Origin of the sequence: Amantichitinum ursilacus, from assembly GCF_001294205.1 — a bacterium.
Lineage (GTDB): Bacteria > Pseudomonadota > Gammaproteobacteria > Burkholderiales > Chitinibacteraceae > Amantichitinum > Amantichitinum ursilacus.
This window is the reverse complement of the sequence record NZ_LAQT01000003.1, coordinates 342,231-357,452: the sequence shown is the minus strand read 5'-3', so window position 1 is coordinate 357,452 and position 15,222 is coordinate 342,231. Positions and strand designations below refer to the sequence as shown.

General features: G+C 61.9%; 12 protein-coding genes. 3 read left to right on the top strand and 9 right to left on the bottom strand.

Going from position 1 to position 15,222, the window contains the following annotated elements; translation table 11 throughout:
* Window positions 1-61 precede the first annotated feature (61 nt).
* Window positions 62-1,051, bottom strand: a complete 990-nt coding sequence (locus WG78_RS06370) for an alpha/beta fold hydrolase (RefSeq protein WP_236691992.1) — start codon at window positions 1,049-1,051, stop codon at window positions 62-64.
* A gap of 146 nt (window positions 1,052-1,197) precedes the next feature.
* Window positions 1,198-2,160, bottom strand: a complete 963-nt coding sequence (locus WG78_RS06365) for an MBL fold metallo-hydrolase (RefSeq protein WP_236691991.1) — start codon at window positions 2,158-2,160, stop codon at window positions 1,198-1,200.
* A 362-nt stretch (window positions 2,161-2,522) separates the two neighbouring features.
* Between WG78_RS06365 and WG78_RS06360 the strand changes: the two genes are divergently transcribed.
* From WG78_RS06360 to WG78_RS06350, 3 genes are all read left to right on the top strand, one after another.
* The gene (locus WG78_RS06360) at window positions 2,523-3,041 is read left to right on the top strand and encodes a Dps family protein (RefSeq protein ID WP_053936943.1); all 519 of its coding nucleotides are present in this window, start codon (window positions 2,523-2,525) and stop codon (window positions 3,039-3,041) included.
* Window positions 3,042-3,218: 177 nt separating this feature from the next.
* The gene (locus WG78_RS06355; protein WP_053936942.1) at window positions 3,219-6,242 is read left to right on the top strand and encodes a sensor histidine kinase; all 3,024 of its coding nucleotides are present in this window, start codon (window positions 3,219-3,221) and stop codon (window positions 6,240-6,242) included.
* Window positions 6,243-6,516: 274 nt separating this feature from the next.
* A complete protein-coding gene (locus WG78_RS06350) occupies window positions 6,517-7,605 on the top strand; it encodes an alpha/beta fold hydrolase (protein ID WP_053936941.1) in 1,089 nt (362 codons plus the stop codon).
* A gap of 49 nt (window positions 7,606-7,654) precedes the next feature.
* On the opposite strand, the gene WG78_RS06345 is transcribed toward WG78_RS06350, so the two are convergent.
* The 7 genes from WG78_RS06345 to WG78_RS06315 all read right to left on the bottom strand — a co-directional run bounded on the left by WG78_RS06345 (window position 7,655) and on the right by WG78_RS06315 (window position 15,171).
* Window positions 7,655-9,847 carry a TonB-dependent siderophore receptor gene (locus tag WG78_RS06345; RefSeq protein ID WP_053936940.1) on the bottom strand — a complete coding sequence of 731 codons (2,193 nt, stop codon included), beginning with the start codon at window positions 9,845-9,847 and terminating at the stop codon, window positions 7,655-7,657.
* Between the two features lie 381 nt (window positions 9,848-10,228).
* On the bottom strand, window positions 10,229-10,681 hold the full coding sequence (locus WG78_RS06340; protein ID WP_053936939.1) for an SRPBCC family protein: 453 nt from the start codon (window positions 10,679-10,681) through the stop codon (window positions 10,229-10,231).
* Window positions 10,674-10,997, bottom strand: coding sequence for an ArsR/SmtB family transcription factor (locus WG78_RS06335; protein WP_053936938.1), 324 nt, complete (start codon window positions 10,995-10,997; stop codon window positions 10,674-10,676). The genes WG78_RS06340 and WG78_RS06335 overlap by 8 nt, the downstream gene beginning before the upstream one ends.
* An 85-nt stretch (window positions 10,998-11,082) precedes the next feature.
* The gene (locus WG78_RS06330; protein WP_083458813.1) at window positions 11,083-11,925 is read right to left on the bottom strand and encodes an SDR family oxidoreductase; all 843 of its coding nucleotides are present in this window, start codon (window positions 11,923-11,925) and stop codon (window positions 11,083-11,085) included.
* Window positions 11,926-11,945: 20 nt separating this feature from the next.
* Window positions 11,946-13,022: a mannonate dehydratase gene (locus tag WG78_RS06325; RefSeq protein ID WP_053936936.1), complete on the bottom strand. Its 1,077-nt coding sequence runs from the start codon at window positions 13,020-13,022 to the stop codon at window positions 11,946-11,948.
* A 238-nt stretch (window positions 13,023-13,260) separates the two neighbouring features.
* The gene (locus WG78_RS06320) at window positions 13,261-13,545 is read right to left on the bottom strand and encodes a hypothetical protein (RefSeq protein WP_053936935.1); all 285 of its coding nucleotides are present in this window, start codon (window positions 13,543-13,545) and stop codon (window positions 13,261-13,263) included.
* A gap of 60 nt (window positions 13,546-13,605) precedes the next feature.
* Window positions 13,606-15,171, bottom strand: coding sequence for a PTS transporter subunit EIIC (locus tag WG78_RS06315; protein WP_053936934.1), 1,566 nt, complete (start codon window positions 15,169-15,171; stop codon window positions 13,606-13,608).
* Window positions 15,172-15,222 lie beyond the last annotated feature (51 nt).

Below are 15,222 nucleotides of genomic sequence, written 5' to 3'. Positions count from 1 at the left end.
CGGCAGAGCAAACAAAAACGGCCACGCAATGTGCGTGGCCGCTTATGTAACTCAAACCGAATCAAGCCTGCAGAAACGCCAGCAATTCGGCGTTGATCTTGTCGGCCGAGGTCACGCACATGCCGTGGGCGCCGCCTTCGATGATCTTCAGCGTGCCGTGCTTGAGCAGCTTCACCGATTTTTTGCCGGCGGCGTCGATCGGCACGATCTGGTCATCGTCGCCATGCAGCACCAGCGTCGGTACTTCGATCTTCTTCAGATCTTCGGTGTAATCGACTTCGGAGAATTGCTTGACGCACAGATAGTGGCCCAGCGCCGAACCGGCCATGCCTTCGCGCCAGAATTCGTCGATGGTGCCTTGCGACACTTTGGCGTTGGGGCGGTTAAAGCCAAAGAACGGCACGGCCAGGTCTTTAAACAGTTGCGAACGGTTGCCGATGACGTCAGCACGAATGCCGTCGAACACCGAGATATCCGTGCCTTCCGGGTTGTTGGGGGTCTTCAGCATCAGCGGCGGCACCGCGCCGATCAGCACGGCCTTGGCCACGCGCTGGTTGCCATGGCGGCCGATGTAATGCGCCACTTCGCCGCCCCCGGTGGAATGGCCCACCAGCGTCACGCCTTTCAGATCCAGCGCTTCGATCACTGCAGCCAGATCGTCGGCGTAGGTATCCATATCGTTGCCATTGGCCGACTGGCTGGAACGGCCATGCCCGCGGCGGTCATGCGCAATCACGCGATAGCCTTTCTGCACCAGGAACAGCATCTGCGGTTCCCAGGCATCGCTGCTCAGCGGCCAGCCATGCGAGAACACCACCGGTTGGCCGGTGCCCCAGTCTTTAAAATAAATGTTGGTGCCGTCTTTTACGGTTACGAAGTCCATGCTGTGTTTTCCGTGGTGTGATACGTGGGAAGAAGACGTGGTGCCTGCGGCCAGCGCAGCGGCCGGGGCCATGGCGGCGGCCGCCAGCGCAGCACCCGCCGCGCCAGCGCCGGTTTTAAGCAACGTGCGGCGGTCCATGCCTTGCTCGGGGGCCAAGTCTTGAGTCATGAGGAAATCTCCGTGGGATGTAGTGGGTGGTTGCCTGAAAGAGGCCGATGAAATGTCACGTCGCTACGATACGCAGCCACCGTCGCGGGCAAATCGCCGATGCGACCATGCTGCGGCTAACCCGGCAGAGGTAGCCGGACGTGGCCTCAGTGGGCGATCGGGTCTCCTTCGTAGTTGATGGGCAACCAGCGCCACGTGCCATCCGCTGCGGCTTGCACATGGCCCAGACCGGGAAACGCGATATGCGCGGCCGCCACCAGCACATGCTGGCTGGCGCTTTGCTGCAGCAATCTGACGCGCGCGGCGCGGGCGGCCACGGCGTCGTTGTCGTACTCCACCGAGACCTGCGGGTTTTGCAACTGGATGGCGGCCACGTGGATGATGTCGCCCCACACCAGCAGCACCTTGCCGCGGCTTTCGATGCGATAGGTGGCATGGCCCGGCGTGTGGCCCGGTTCCAGCTGCACGCTGATGCCGGGTTCGAGCGGGCCATTGGCGTTGATGGGTTGGTAGTGCCCGGCCGCTCTATACGGCGCGACCGCGGCGATGGCGCTATCAAAAAAGCTGCCGAGAAAATCCGGTGCGCTGGCCTTGTGGCTGACGTCCAGCCAGTAGGCGGCTTCAGGCGCGGCCACGCGCAAGATGGCATTGGGGAAGGCGGCCACGCCTTGCGCCAGCACGCCGCCAACATGGTCTTTGTGCAGATGCGTCAGCAAAATCTCATCGACTTGCGCGGGTTGATAGCCGGCCGCACGCAAATGGGCCAGCAAGCGCCCGCAGCACGGGCCATACAACGCGCCCGCGCCGGTATCAATCAGGATCAGCTTGCTGCCGGTGTTGATCAGAAATGCATTGATGGAACCTTGTACCGGCTGGGTCAGCTCGGCCTGCGCCAGGTCGCGCGCGACTTCGCTGGCGCTGGTGTTTTGCAGCGCACTATCGATGGGGAAGGCATGCGTGCCATCAGATAAGGCGGTGATCTCAAAATCGCCCAGCATCATGCGGTAGAAGCCCGGCGCTTGCGTACGCACTTGCGGGGCGGCGGCTTGCGCGGGCGGGGCGGCAAGGATGGGCAAGGCGGCGATCAGGCAATAACAGACAGCAGCCAAAACCTTCCTGGCGCGCGACAAAGACGAAAGCATCGCGGAATTCTCCCGGACTGGATGCGAACGATGATGCCGGGCTGCGCGCGGGCTGACGTCGGCCATAAGCCCTGGGCGCATCAATCAATCCGAGCCGTAGGCGCATCAAGCGGAGCCGCCAGCGCACCAATCAGAACCCGGGACGCATCGATCAATCAGCGCCGCAGTCGCGGCAACGGGCGGGCGCGTAGGCATATCCATCCGGTCAGTCTCGCCCGCCCCCATCGCGCCTGCCATTCGACCGAGATTGAGACAGCGCTGATGGCCGAGCCCGCCTGCGCTGTGGCCCGCTACAGTGGCTCGTTAACCCGTAATCCAAGGAGTACGCCATGACCGATGCCACCAAACTGGGCGCTCACCGCGCCGCACCGCTCAAAACCCCGACCGCACTCAGCAAGGAAGCCGTCACCAATATCAGCGCCGAACTTAATGTGCTGCTGGCCGACACCTTTGCGCTGTACCTCAAAACCAAAAACTATCACTGGCATATGTCGGGCCCGTATTTCCGCGATTACCACTTGCTGCTGGACGAGCAAGCCGATCAGATTTTTGCGATTACTGATCCGGTGGCCGAGCGCGTACGCAAGCTGGGTGGCACCACGCTGCGTTCCACCGGCCATATCGTGCGTCTGCAACGTTTGCTGGATAACGATGCCGAGTTCGTCACGCCCGACGACATGCTGGCCGAGCTGCGCGAAGACAATCTGACCTTCGCCAACCACATGCGCGCCACCCACGCCTTGTGCGACGAATACAACGACGTAGCCACCGCCAGCCTGCTGGAACAATGGATCGACGAGGCCGAGCGCCGCACGTGGTTCCTGTTTGAATCAGGCCGCCGCAGCTAAGCCCGCGCCCGGTCTGGTCTGACCTCGCCGCAGCAAGCCAACTGGTTTGCTGCGGCTTTTTGCGTTTGTACCCGCGCTTGATCCCCCAAAAGAGGGAATGAGTGCGCGCGCCAGTCCCGCTAAGATCATTGCGAACAATATAATCCCCTCCTTTTCGCACGCTCTGCCCGGACTCTCATGCCGCTTTCGCCGTCAGCCTTTCTGTTGCGTGTGCTCTGCGCGAGCGCGACCAGCGCATTGCTGGCGTGCGCGCCGTGGGCGTTCGCCAACGAGGCGGATTTTCCCAAAGTGGGCACGTTTGACGTGGTCACGCAGCAAAGCACGGTATGGCATACGCGCGATGGCGCGCCCGATGGCAGCCCACCGATGGCGCAAACGCCCGATGGCTGGCTGTGGTTTGTGGGCAGCGGCCTGTACCGCTTTGATGGCGTGCACTTTGAGCGCATGACCTCGATCTATGGCCACGCCCTGCCCTCAGACGCCATACACGGCATCGAGGCCATCGGTGACACGCTGTGGATAGGCTATATGTACGGCGGCATTTCGCGCTTCAGCCCGCATGGCTCGCGCGATTACACCAAGGCCGATGGCCTGCCGGTGGGCACGGTGTCGCACGTTATCCATACCGTGCAGGGCCAGACCTACGCGTCCACCACGCTGGGCTTGTATGAACTGGTTAATGACCGCTGGTTGCGCCGCTGGCCCGAGGCAGGCGCCGAAGACGCCCGCGCGTTGGTGGCCGCGGCCGATCGCGAAGGCGGCATCTGGATCCAGAGCGATGCGGGCATCACCGTGCGCCATCCGGGCGAGGCGCATTTTGCGCCGCTGGACCGATCGCTCAGCGCGCTGACCACCAACCCGGCGGGCGATATCTGGCTGCTGCGCGACCACCGTTACGCCGCGCGCTATGACTTTGCCCAGCGCCAGGTCATCACCTTTAACCGCCCCGGCGACCCCGATCATGTGGATGGCGTATGGCTGATGAACGACGGCCAGCCGCGCGTGTTGTTTGACGGCGTAATGCATCTGTACGACCGCAATCTGCAAGGCGGCGCGCCGCTGCATCTGGCGATCTATCCGCGCGGGCCGGTGGAAGACGACATGAGCCTGTTTGAGGACCGCGAAAAAAACGTCTGGATCGGCGCGCGCAGCGGCGTGGAGCGCATCCGCAGCAACACGCTGACGCAACTGAGCATGCCCAGCCAGATGCTGCACAACGGCGTGGTGCTGGGTGACGACGGTCGGCGCTGGGTGCCCAGCATGAATATGAATACCGTGGTGGTGCACGCCGACGGGCAGTATCAGCAAGACGCCACCCTCGACGCCACGGCAGGCACGCGCGCGCCCGATGGCTCGGTGTGGTTGGGCAGCCGCAAAAAAATCTGGCATATCCAGGGCGAGCAGCGCCAGGCGTGGGATGTGCCGCAGGAATGCATCGGCCGCAACATTCTGGTGATGACGCCCGCAGCGGGCGGCGGCGTGTGGATGTCGTTTATCCAGCGCGGTCTGTATCTGTTCAAGGATGGCCAATGGCTTAAAAAAGGTGGCCATAGTGAGATCGTCAGCCCCACGCCGCTGTCGCTGCAGGAAGACGCGCAACACCGGTTGTGGATTGGTTATCCGGGCAACCATATCGGCATGATCGATGGCACGCAGTATCACGAATTCGGCAAGGCCGACGGCGTGGACTTTGGCGCAACGCTGAGCTTTTATCCCAGCGGCCCGCGCTTGTGGATCGGGGGCGAAACCGGCCTGGTTTATTTTGAGAATGGCCGCTTTCATCATCTGCTGGGCAGCGACGGCCGCACGTTTCAGCAAGTCACCGGCATCGTGCAACGCGCCAATGGCGAGCTGTGGATGATGGAACGCGACGGCCTGACACGCATTGCCGCGGCCGATCTGGCGCGCGCGATGGCGGGCAACGGGCGCGTCGACAACGAGCGCTTCGATTTCGAACAAGGCATGGAAGGCACGCCGTCGATGCTGGAAGCGCGGCCATCGCTGCTGCAGGCCAGCGATGGTCTGCTGTGGTACGCCACCGATTCGGCGGTGGGCTGGATCGACCCGGCACATATTCCGCGCAACGGGCTGGTGCCGCCGGTGGAAGTGACCGCCCTGCGCGCCGACCAACTGCATTGGCAAGGCGCGCCCGGCACGCAACTGCCAGCGCTGCCGCATAACCCGGCCAATGTGCAGATCAGCTATACCGCGCTGGGCCAGCGCATTCCTGCGCGCATGCATTTCAAATACCGGCTGGATGGCGTGGACCAGGGCTGGGTGGATGCCGGCGGACGGCGCGAGGCGTTTTATACCAATGTCGGGCCGGGCCATTACCGCTTTCAGGTCATCGCCGCCAACGAGGACGGGCTGTGGAATAAAAAGGGCGCGACGCTGGACTTTGAAGTGCCACCCACGTTAACGCAGACGCGCGCGTTTCGCGTCGCATGCGGCTTGCTGGCGCTGGCGGCGCTGTACGGGCTGTATTTGCTGCGCATCCGCCAGATTTCGGAACGCGTGCGTGAACGTACCGAAGTACGCATCGCCGAGCGCCAGCGCATCGCGCGCAATCTGCACGACACGCTGCTGCAAAGCATGCAGGGCACGATTCTGCGCTTCCAGGCGATCGGCAAACGCGTTGATCCGCAACTGAGCGCCGAATTTGAAGCCGCGCTGGACCAGGCCGATGCGGCGGTCAGCGAAGGCCGCGATCAGGTGATGGATTTGCGCGAAGCCAGCGCCATCCCGGACGACCTGGTGCAGGCGCTTAACCGCATGGGCAGCGCGCTGGGGCATACGCACGACATTGATTTTGCCTTGCACGTGGCGGGCCACAGCCGTCGCAGCCTGCAAGCGCCGTTGCGCGCCGAGGCCTACGCCATCGCGCGCGAAGCCGTGCTGAATGCGCTGAAGCATGCCCAGGCGCAGCATCTGGAAGTGGAACTGGTGTTTGGCGATCGTCAGTTTGTACTGCACGTGCGCGATGACGGCATCGGCATGCCAGATGAACTGATCGAAAACGGCCGCCCCGGCCACTTTGGCCTGGCGGGCATGCGCGAACGCGCGCGCCAGCTGGACGCGCATCTGACGGTATGGTCACGCGCGGGCGAAGGCACCGAAATCGAATTAAGCGTCCCCGCCCGCATGGCCTACGCCGAAGGCCGCGGACCATGGTGGCGGCTATGGCAACGCGGGCTGCCTTGATCCGTTCAATGAAGCCAGCCCTGGACGCGTAGGGTGCGTTACCCCCCGTTTTTTTGGGGGCAACGCACAATTCGGGGCCACAGGCCCCGGCCGCATTCGCGGCCATCCCGCCTCCAAGGCATATCCCAAAATGTACGTGGTTCCGCGCTAGCGACGACACCCCTCGTTCGGCTAACGCACCCAAGCAACGTCAAGCCGCAATCCGTTTCGCCCACAACCCCATCATCTAGACTGCAAGGCACTGCCCCTTCGATTTCGCCATCAAGGACCCTCAATGCGCCTTCTACACCGCTGCCTAAGTCTGGGTGAGCTCATCCTCGCCAGCCTGGCCCAGGCCGCCCCTGCCCCCGCCAACCCCGACGCCCACGCGCGCAAGATCATCGCCGAGTGGCAACGCATCGTCACCCCGCAAGGCGTTAACGAGCAGCTGACGCCCTTGATCGGCGGCATCCCGCAGGCGCTGTCGGTGCGCGGGCGCGATAAAGCCAACCCGCTCTTGCTGGTCATCCACGGCGGCCCGGCCTCGCCCGAGATGCCGATGAGCTGGGCCTATCAAAGCGGCTGGGAAGATTACTTTACCGTGGTGCAATGGGACCAACGCGGCGCGGGCAAAAGCTACGATCTGAATGATCCGGCCAGGGTGGGCCCCACGCTGTCGCTACAACGCATCGTGCAGGATGCCGCCGAGGTGGTGCGCTTTATTCAGTTACGCTACGGCAAGCCCAAAGTGTTTGTGGTGGGGCATTCATGGGGCAGCCTGGTGGGGCTGAGCCTGGCGGGGCAACATCCCGAATTGTTGTACGCGTATATCGGCATGGGCCAGGTCATCAATGGCAGCGACAACGAACGCGCCAGCTATGCCCAGACGCTGAAGCTGGCTAAAACCAACGCCAGCGCCAGCGCTGAGCTGACCGCGCTCGCGCCCTACCCCGACGCCAAAGGCCACGTCACGCTGGCGCAGATCAATACCGAACGCAAATGGGTGATGGCGCTGGGCGGGTTGGTCTACGGCCGCGACAGTCTGGATTACTACTCGCGGCTGGCGCTGCTGTCGCCCGAATACACGCGCGACAACGTTGCCGCCATCGATCACGGCGCCGAACTGTCTTTGCCGCGCTTGTTGCCCGAACTGCTGGCATTTGATTTCAGCGACGTCACGCAGTTTGATTGTCCGATCCTGATGTTTGCCGGGCGGCACGACACCACCACGCCGCCCTCGGTGACCGCCGCCTGGATGGCGCGCGTGAAAGCGCCGAAGAAAGCGCTGGTGTGGTTCGAGAATTCCAGCCACATGATGGAGATTGAAGAGCCGGGCCGCGTGCTGGTGCATCTGGTTAACGACGTACTGCCGCTGGCGCAATAAACGGACGGCGATCCACTGCCAGCAGACCGCCGCCCGTTTCCAGCCCGGCTTACCAGTTGTAGCTGACCGTGCCGATGACTTTACGGCGCGTGCCATACCAGCAATCGCCGCGCGTACCGCAGCTGGCAATCCAGGTGCGATCAAACAGGTTGCTGGCGTTAAGCGCGTAGGTAAAGTTGCCGGCGTTATACGACGCCATCGCATCAAACAGCGTGTACGACGGAATCTTCAGCTGGTCGGTGCCATCGTAGGTGACGCCGGTAAAGCGCATGCCGCCGCCGACGCGCAATCTGGGCAGGCCAAAGCCGGTAAAGCGGTAGGCGGCCCACAGTTTGACCATGTTTTCCGGCACGTTGGCGACGTGTTTGTCCAGTGTGGCGTCGCTGGGGTCGCTGCTGGCGGTGGTGCGGGCGCGGGTAAAGGTGTAGCTGCCCACGGCATCCCAATTGCCAAGATTGCCGGTGGCTTCGAGTTCGACGCCTTCGGTGGTGATCTCACCGGCCTGCACCGAGTAATTGATATTGTCCGGGTCGGTGGTCAGGCGGTTCTTTTCCTTCATTTTGTAGACTGCGGCCGATGCGCCGAACTGGGCGTTGGCCACCCATTTCACCCCCGCTTCCACCTGCTTGCCGCGCTTGGGCACAAACGCCGCGCCGTGCGCATCGGTGCCGGTAACGGGCTCAAACGATTCGGAATAACTGAGGTACGGCGATAAGCCGGCCGGGGCCAGGTACACCACGCCGACGTTCTTGCTCCACGCGCCGCTATCCGAATTGCCGCCGCTGCTGGTGTCGACCGTGGTGGTGGCCTTGTCGTGGCGCACGCCCACCGTGGCAACCCATTGCTGGAACTTGATCTGGTCTTGCGCAAACACGCCGTAATCGTTGACGTGCGTGGTGGCGGTATAACCGGGCGTGCTGCGCAGATCGGGCAGATCAAATGTGCCGTACACCGGCGCATACACGTCGAGCGCGGTGGCGTCGCCGCTCCACGAGGTGGAGGTATTGTTGGAGCGCATCGCGTCCACGCCCGCCATCACCGTGTGTTGCGTCGCGCCCCATGCAAACTTGCCCACCGCCACCGCATTGGCGGTGGTCACGCCGCTGTTGTCATCGGCGGCATACCACGTGCGATTCAGCGTGCGATTGGCGCCGAGCGCATCGCTGCCATAGCCATTGCCTTGGCGATCCACTTCCCAGAAGTTGGCGTACATGCTGCGCATCTTGCCGTTAACCGCGTCGTGTCGCGTGTTCTGGCTGATGCGCCAGGTGTCGTTGAAGGTGTAGTTGAACTCATAGCCGACGCGAGTGCGCACACCGCCGTATTCATCAAACGACGGCTCGCCGACAAAGGTGTCTTCCGGAATGCGGCCGTTGGGTGCTTCATTCAGCGTGCCCGCAATCGGAAAAAAACCATCGGTGTTGCCGCTGCGGTCGTTCTGGTATTCGGCGTAGGCGGTAAAGCTAACGCGTTCGTTGGGCTTGAAAGTAATCGAGGGCGCGATCAGCTGGCGTTCTTCATCGGCATGCTCCACTTGCGTGCCGGCGTCGCGCAGCAAACCCACCACGCGATACAGCACGGTGCCGTCTTGCGTCAGCGGGCCGGTGCTGTCGATGGCCAGTTGTTTGTGATCGTGATTGCCGTATTGCAGCGCGATCTCATGTTGTGCTTCGGCCAGCGGCCGCTTGGACACGATATTGACCACGCCGCCGGGGCCATTCTGTCCACTCATCACCGAGGCCGGGCCGCGCAAAACCTCGACGCGTTCAAACGAATACGGCTCGTTGCGCACATCGCCGTAGTTGCCCGCCAGCATCAACCGCATGCCATCCAGCAGGGTGGAGCCTTCGCTGCCGCCCCGCAGATCAAACCAGTCGCCGCGGTTATCCAGGCCGTACGCATCGGCATTGACGCCAGCGGTGTAGCGCAGCGTTTCCTGCATGGTCTGGGCGTTCTGGTCACGAATCTGATCGGCGCCGATCACGGTGATCGATTGGGCCACTTCGTTGAGCGGGGTATCGGTGCGAGTGGCGGTGCTGCTGCGCGTGGCGTGATAACCGTTGATGGGGCCGGTGGCGCTTTCGCTGACGGCGGTGGCTTTAACCACGGTTTCTTGCAGCACCGGCGCATCGGCGGCGCTGTCGGCGGCAAAGCTTAGTGGGGTGGCGCAAGCCAGCGCCAGCGCGCCAGTCAGAGGGGTGAGCGCGAGGCGTCGCGCTGATTTCGCAGAAAGCAATGACATGGTTGACGTATTTAGTAATGAGAATGGTTCGCATTTTTAACATAAAATCGCCCTCCTCTGTATCCGCCGACGTCATCGCGCTACAGATACATACTTAGCCTTGACTTAGGCGGGATGATCCAGTTACTTGCCACCGACAAAAAAACAGGGCGTTTCCCGAACGGAAACGCCCAATGACACGATAAAGAAAACAACCATCAAATCGCGGCCAGCCATAGGGTGGGTCACGACCCACCACCCAAAGCCGATTGCCAAGTACCCATACCTTGGCATGCCACTCTGGATGGTGGGTCATGACCCACCCTATGGGCCCGGCGATAGCGGCAGGTGGCGAGCGCGGGTTGCCGCTTTCCGACTGACTGGATGCTCAGGATTAGCGCATCAACTGCACGTCTGGATACGCTCGGCAAACAACACCGTGCCGGTTTCCAGCAGCGATTTAAGGTTGGAAATAATCCTGGGCCAACCCTTGCTGATGTGCTGGATGACTTTGGAATGTTCCAGCTCAGAGGTATGCGTGATGGTCAGTTTGACGCTGTCACCGTCGGGTTCCAGATCAAACACGCAGCGGGTGTAGCCTTCTTCGGCCACCAGTTCGTGCCGCCAGGTCAGCGCCAGGCGGCGCGGCGGGTCGCTCTCGGTGACGATGCCGCTGTCAGGCACTCGGCCGTCATCAAATTTCAGCGCCCAGGGCGCGCCGGTTTCCCAACTGGAAACCGTGCTGACGCCAAACCAGTACTGCCGCGAAAATTCCGGCGTGGTCAGCGCCTGCCATAGTTTTTGCGGGGTGGTGCGGATAAACGTGACATACACAAACGTGCTTGCACTAGCCATGAGGATCTCCTTCCAGCGCCTGCTTGAGCGCAGACAGCGCGCGCAGCCGGTGTTGGTCAAACTTGCCAATCCAGCGCTCAGCGATCTGATTGATGGGCACCGGGTTCAGGTAGTGCAGCTTTTCGCGGCCTTGCCATTGGCAAGACAGCAGATTGGCTGCTTCCAGCAGGGCGAGATGCTTGGCCACGGCCTGGCGCGAGATCTCCAGGCCGTGGCACAGCTCACCGAGCGTCTGGCCATTGCGGTCAAACAGTCGGTCCAGTAATTGCCGGCGATGTGGGTCGGCCAGCGCTTTGAATACGGCATCGTCGTCCATGCACTGGATTATGCAACCATTTGGTTGCATGTCAGCCGCCGTCCAGCACGTCACGTTGTTTTCGGGGTGCCACTACCCCGCTGCGTTACACCCCGGCGTAGGCCTGGAAGCCCCCATCCACCGGAATCACCGCGCCATTTACATAACCCGACGCCGCCGCGCTGGCCAACCACAACAACGGCCCCACCAGCTCTTTAGGCTCGCCAAAGCGTTGCATCGGCGTTTGCGTCAGGATGCGTGCGGCACGCTCGGTGGTATGGCCCGAAGTCTGGTCGATCATCAGATTGAAGTTTTGCGAGGTCAGCAAAAAGCCGGGTGCCAGCGCGTTAACGCGAATGCCGGTGCGCGAAAAATGCACCGCCAGCCATTGCGTCAGATTGCTGACCGCCGCTTTGGCCGCGCTATACGCCGGAATGCGCGTATATGGCCGGGTGGCGTTCATCGACGAGATATTGATCACCGAGCAGCCTTCGCGGCCCATCATCTGGCGCGCAAAAATCTGCGTGGGCATCAACACGCCCAGAAAATTGAGCTTGAACACGTAATCAATGCCGCCGGTATCCAGATCAAAAAACGTGGTGATTTCCGGATCGCCCAGATCGGCTTTTTCCAGAAAATCATGCGTGGTGGTGCCGCGCGGATGGTTGCCGCCCACGCCATTGATCAACAGATCGCACGGGCCGAATTCGTTTTTGACGCGTTCGGCCGCGGCCAGCAGGGTTTTCTCGTCCAGCACATCGGCAAACAACCCGATGACATCGCAGTTTTCGCCGCAGATATTGGCGGCGGCGGTTTCGGCCGCTTTTAGATCAAGATCGAGCAGCGCCACTTTGGCGCCACACCGGGCCAGCGCGCCGCCCAGTTCGGCGCAGAGGGTGCCTCCGCCGCCGGTGATGACAACCACTTTGCCATCAAGGTCGGTAGGCATGAAAGGGAGTTCTGGATAGATCATGGATGCAATTTCCCGTCGGTTGCGGCTTGCTGATAGAGGCCATCCCACAAGCCTTCGAAATAAGCAGCGCCGAGCGCGCGCTCACTCATGCCCAGGCGGATTTCGTCCACCGCCTGCTGACTGACCAACCCGTAGCCGGGCCGGACAAACCCCTGATAACCCACGCTGCGACACGCCTGCAGCACCTGGCCCTGCATGGCCCAGCGCGCGTGCCGCCGCTGGGCGGCATCGACCCCCTGGGCGTACCCGTCGTAGGGGCCACCCGGCGCGTCCGGTTCGCCCAGATGCAGGTAATGCATACGCTGGCGCGAGCCGAATTCGCGCACCAGTTCCAGCAAATCGCGTGGCCGTGCTGCAGCCGGGCCGCCGCAACGCAGCGCCAGCCCATTGGCCGGACTGTTGACGGCGGTGATGGCGCGCAGCAAATCTTCCGGCGTCGCCAAGGCCAGCGGCACGGCCGGGCGGATGTATTCGGCGGCATCGGCATGCAGCGCCAGCTTGATGCCCAGCGCTTCGGCGGCCGGCACCACCCGTTGCAGAAAAAACAGCAGATTGCGCCATAGCCCAGCCGGGCTGATCGCATACCACGCGTTTTGCAGCGCTTCGATCTGCGCGGGCAACTGGCTGGCCACGCAACCGGGCGGCACGCCCTGCTCGGTCAGCGGGCAGCCAGCCAGCACCGCCGATGCGCACGCGGCCTCAGTCGGTTGCGGCTGCAAGCGCCGTTGCACGGCGGTGCTCCATTCGGACAACGGGGTGAAGTTGTAACTGACCACCTCAATGCCGCATTGCGCCAGGTGAGTCAGCGTGGTGATGAACTGGTCAATCAGGCTCTGGCGCGTATAGCGACCCAGCTTGATGTCTTCATGCACCGGCAGGTTTTCGATCACGTGCAGCGGCAAGCCATGGCTACCGGCGCGCGCCTGCAAATCCAGAATGTCGACGGTGGGCCACACCTCGCCCACGGCAATATGCGGCAGGCTGGCGGCGATGCCGTGCACGCCGGGTATCTGGCTGATCAGGCTCAGCGAGACCGGATCGGCCGGGCCTTGCCACGGAAACGTCATTTTCATCGCGCGACTCCCGGTTGCTTTGCTTGCATATTCAGATTGCTCTGATTGCATTCACTATTACCCGGCAAGCCCTGGCATTAATTGCGCTGGATCAAACGCCCCGGACTTAGTCACGGCGCGGCGACAGCCGTCGCGCTGTGGGCAAAACATCGCGCCAGCGCCGCATAAAAAAAAAGGCCGCATCCTGATCAAGGATGCGGCCGAGTAACGCTCTCTCTCTCACTTCGGCGCTTGCGGGTTAACGCAAACGCTGCACTGCCCCTCCATCGATGCGGCTGTCAGTCCAGTAACGCAGCACGCTAACCACGCGAGCCCAGAACCGCGCCAGCGCACCCTGATCCGGCGCGGTATAACGGCCGCTACGGATATCGCGGGCGTTCACCAGCAGCCACTGGCTTTCATCGACGGCCAGACCTTTGGCACGGATTTCTTCCATCGTGCGCCATGTGGGCGACGGTCCGTCCTGATCCACCCAACATTCATAACTGTGTACGCGGTACACCTTGATTTTCATGTCGCCCATGGCAACGCTCCTTGCAGACTGTACTCACCCGATTTGACGTGACGGCAGATGGATCGGGGCTTATGTCCCACCCAGCTTCAGATACTCATCCATATCGGTTTTGTAGTTATCCGAGCGGGTGCCAAACACGGCCTGTATGCCATTGCCCAACACCAGCACACCCGAAGCGCCCAAGGCTTTCAGACGGCCCTGATCCACGCGTGCCGGGTCTGCTACGGCAATGCGCAGCCGGGTAATACACGCGTCCAGACCTTTGATGTTGTCCGGGCCACCGAAGGCGCTAACCAGACTGGAGGCGCGTTGGAAGCGCGGGTCAGCCAGCAGCGGGTTGGTAGGTTCGGCCACAGCAGCCGGTTGTGCCACAGCGTCAGCACCGGCTGCAGCCATCACTGGCGCCAGCGGCGGTGTTACCGGGTTCAGCACTTGCGGGTTATGCGCCACGGCGGGGGCCACTTCGTCATCCTCACGACCCGGGGTCTTTAGGTTGAACTTGACGATCACAAAGCGGAACACGCTGTAATAAACCACCGCATAGATCGGGCCCAGAATCAGCGTGTAGGCCCAGTGCTGCGCGTTCTTGCCAAAGGCGTTAAACAGCAGAAAGTCGATGCCGCCTTGCGAGAAGGTAAAGCCCATATGCATGTCGAGCGTGTTGGCAATGAACTGAGTGCTCGCGGCCAAGACAGCGTGGATGGCATACAGCACCGGCGCCACAAAGATGAACGAGAATTCAATTGGTTCGGTAATGCCGGTCAGGAAGGAAGTCAGCGCGGCCGAGATCATGATCCCACCCACCATCACGCGTTTTTCCGGCTTGGCGGTATGCCACATGGCAATGGCGGCGGCCGGCAGACCAAACATCTTGAACAGGAATGCGCCCGACAGAATGCCCGCAGTAGGGTCACCCGCAAAGAAGCGGTTGATATCGCCGTGGATGATCTGGCCATCGTGCGGGAAGGAGCCGATTTCAAAGAAGAACGGCACGTTCCAGATGTGATGCAGGCCAAACGGAATCAGCAAGCGTTCGATAAAGCCGTACACCGTGGCGGCCGTACGCGGATCGCTGGCAGCGGCCCAGTGCGAGAACACGTCAATGCCGTGCTGCACCGGCGGCCAGATCACCGACAGGATCACGCCCACAAAAATGGCGGCGATACCGGTCACAATCGGTACAAAGCGCTTGCCGGAGAAAAACCCCAGATACGGCGGCAATTCGATGCGGTAATAGCGGTTGAACAACGATGCGGCCACCGCGCCGATGATGATGCCGCCAAACACGCCGGTCTCCATCGACTTCATGCCCAACACCATGGCGGGCGTAATACCAAACACGCCAGCCATCACGCCCATCGTGGCAATCATCACCACAAAACCCACCACCGCGGCCACTGCGGCCACACCGTCGTTATTGGCCAGACCCAGCGCCACCCCAACGGCAAAGATGATGGGCAGGTTTCCGAAAATGGCGCCCCCACCGGCGGCCATGATCTGGTTAACAACAGCCGGGATAAACCCGAAATTGGAACTGCCGATCCCGAGAAGCAAACCTGCTACGGGCAATACCGCTACCGGTAGCATCAATGCCTTGCCGATCTTTTGCAGAACGGCGAATGCCTGGCTGAACATGATCGATATCCTTCGTTTATAACGCCTGCAAATGCACAGACAGCACGTGGC

Coding starts and splice junctions, on each gene's coding strand:
- WG78_RS06325 (WP_053936936.1), bottom strand. CDS start 13,022: ATGAAAATGACGTTTCCGTGGCAAGGCCCGGCCGATCCGGTCTCGCTG.
- WG78_RS06360 (WP_053936943.1), top strand. CDS start 2,523: ATGACCGATGCCACCAAACTGGGCGCTCACCGCGCCGCACCGCTCAAA.
- WG78_RS06335 (WP_053936938.1), bottom strand. CDS start 10,997: ATGGACGACGATGCCGTATTCAAAGCGCTGGCCGACCCACATCGCCGG.
- WG78_RS06320 (WP_053936935.1), bottom strand. CDS start 13,545: ATGGGCGACATGAAAATCAAGGTGTACCGCGTACACAGTTATGAATGT.
- WG78_RS06315 (WP_053936934.1), bottom strand. CDS start 15,171: ATGTTCAGCCAGGCATTCGCCGTTCTGCAAAAGATCGGCAAGGCATTG.
- WG78_RS06345 (WP_053936940.1), bottom strand. CDS start 9,847: ATGTCATTGCTTTCTGCGAAATCAGCGCGACGCCTCGCGCTCACCCCT.
- WG78_RS06340 (WP_053936939.1), bottom strand. CDS start 10,681: ATGGCTAGTGCAAGCACGTTTGTGTATGTCACGTTTATCCGCACCACC.
- WG78_RS06330 (WP_083458813.1), bottom strand. CDS start 11,925: ATGCCTACCGACCTTGATGGCAAAGTGGTTGTCATCACCGGCGGCGGA.
- WG78_RS06370 (WP_236691992.1), bottom strand. CDS start 1,051: ATGACTCAAGACTTGGCCCCCGAGCAAGGCATGGACCGCCGCACGTTG.
- WG78_RS06355 (WP_053936942.1), top strand. CDS start 3,219: ATGCCGCTTTCGCCGTCAGCCTTTCTGTTGCGTGTGCTCTGCGCGAGC.
- WG78_RS06350 (WP_053936941.1), top strand. CDS start 6,517: ATGCGCCTTCTACACCGCTGCCTAAGTCTGGGTGAGCTCATCCTCGCC.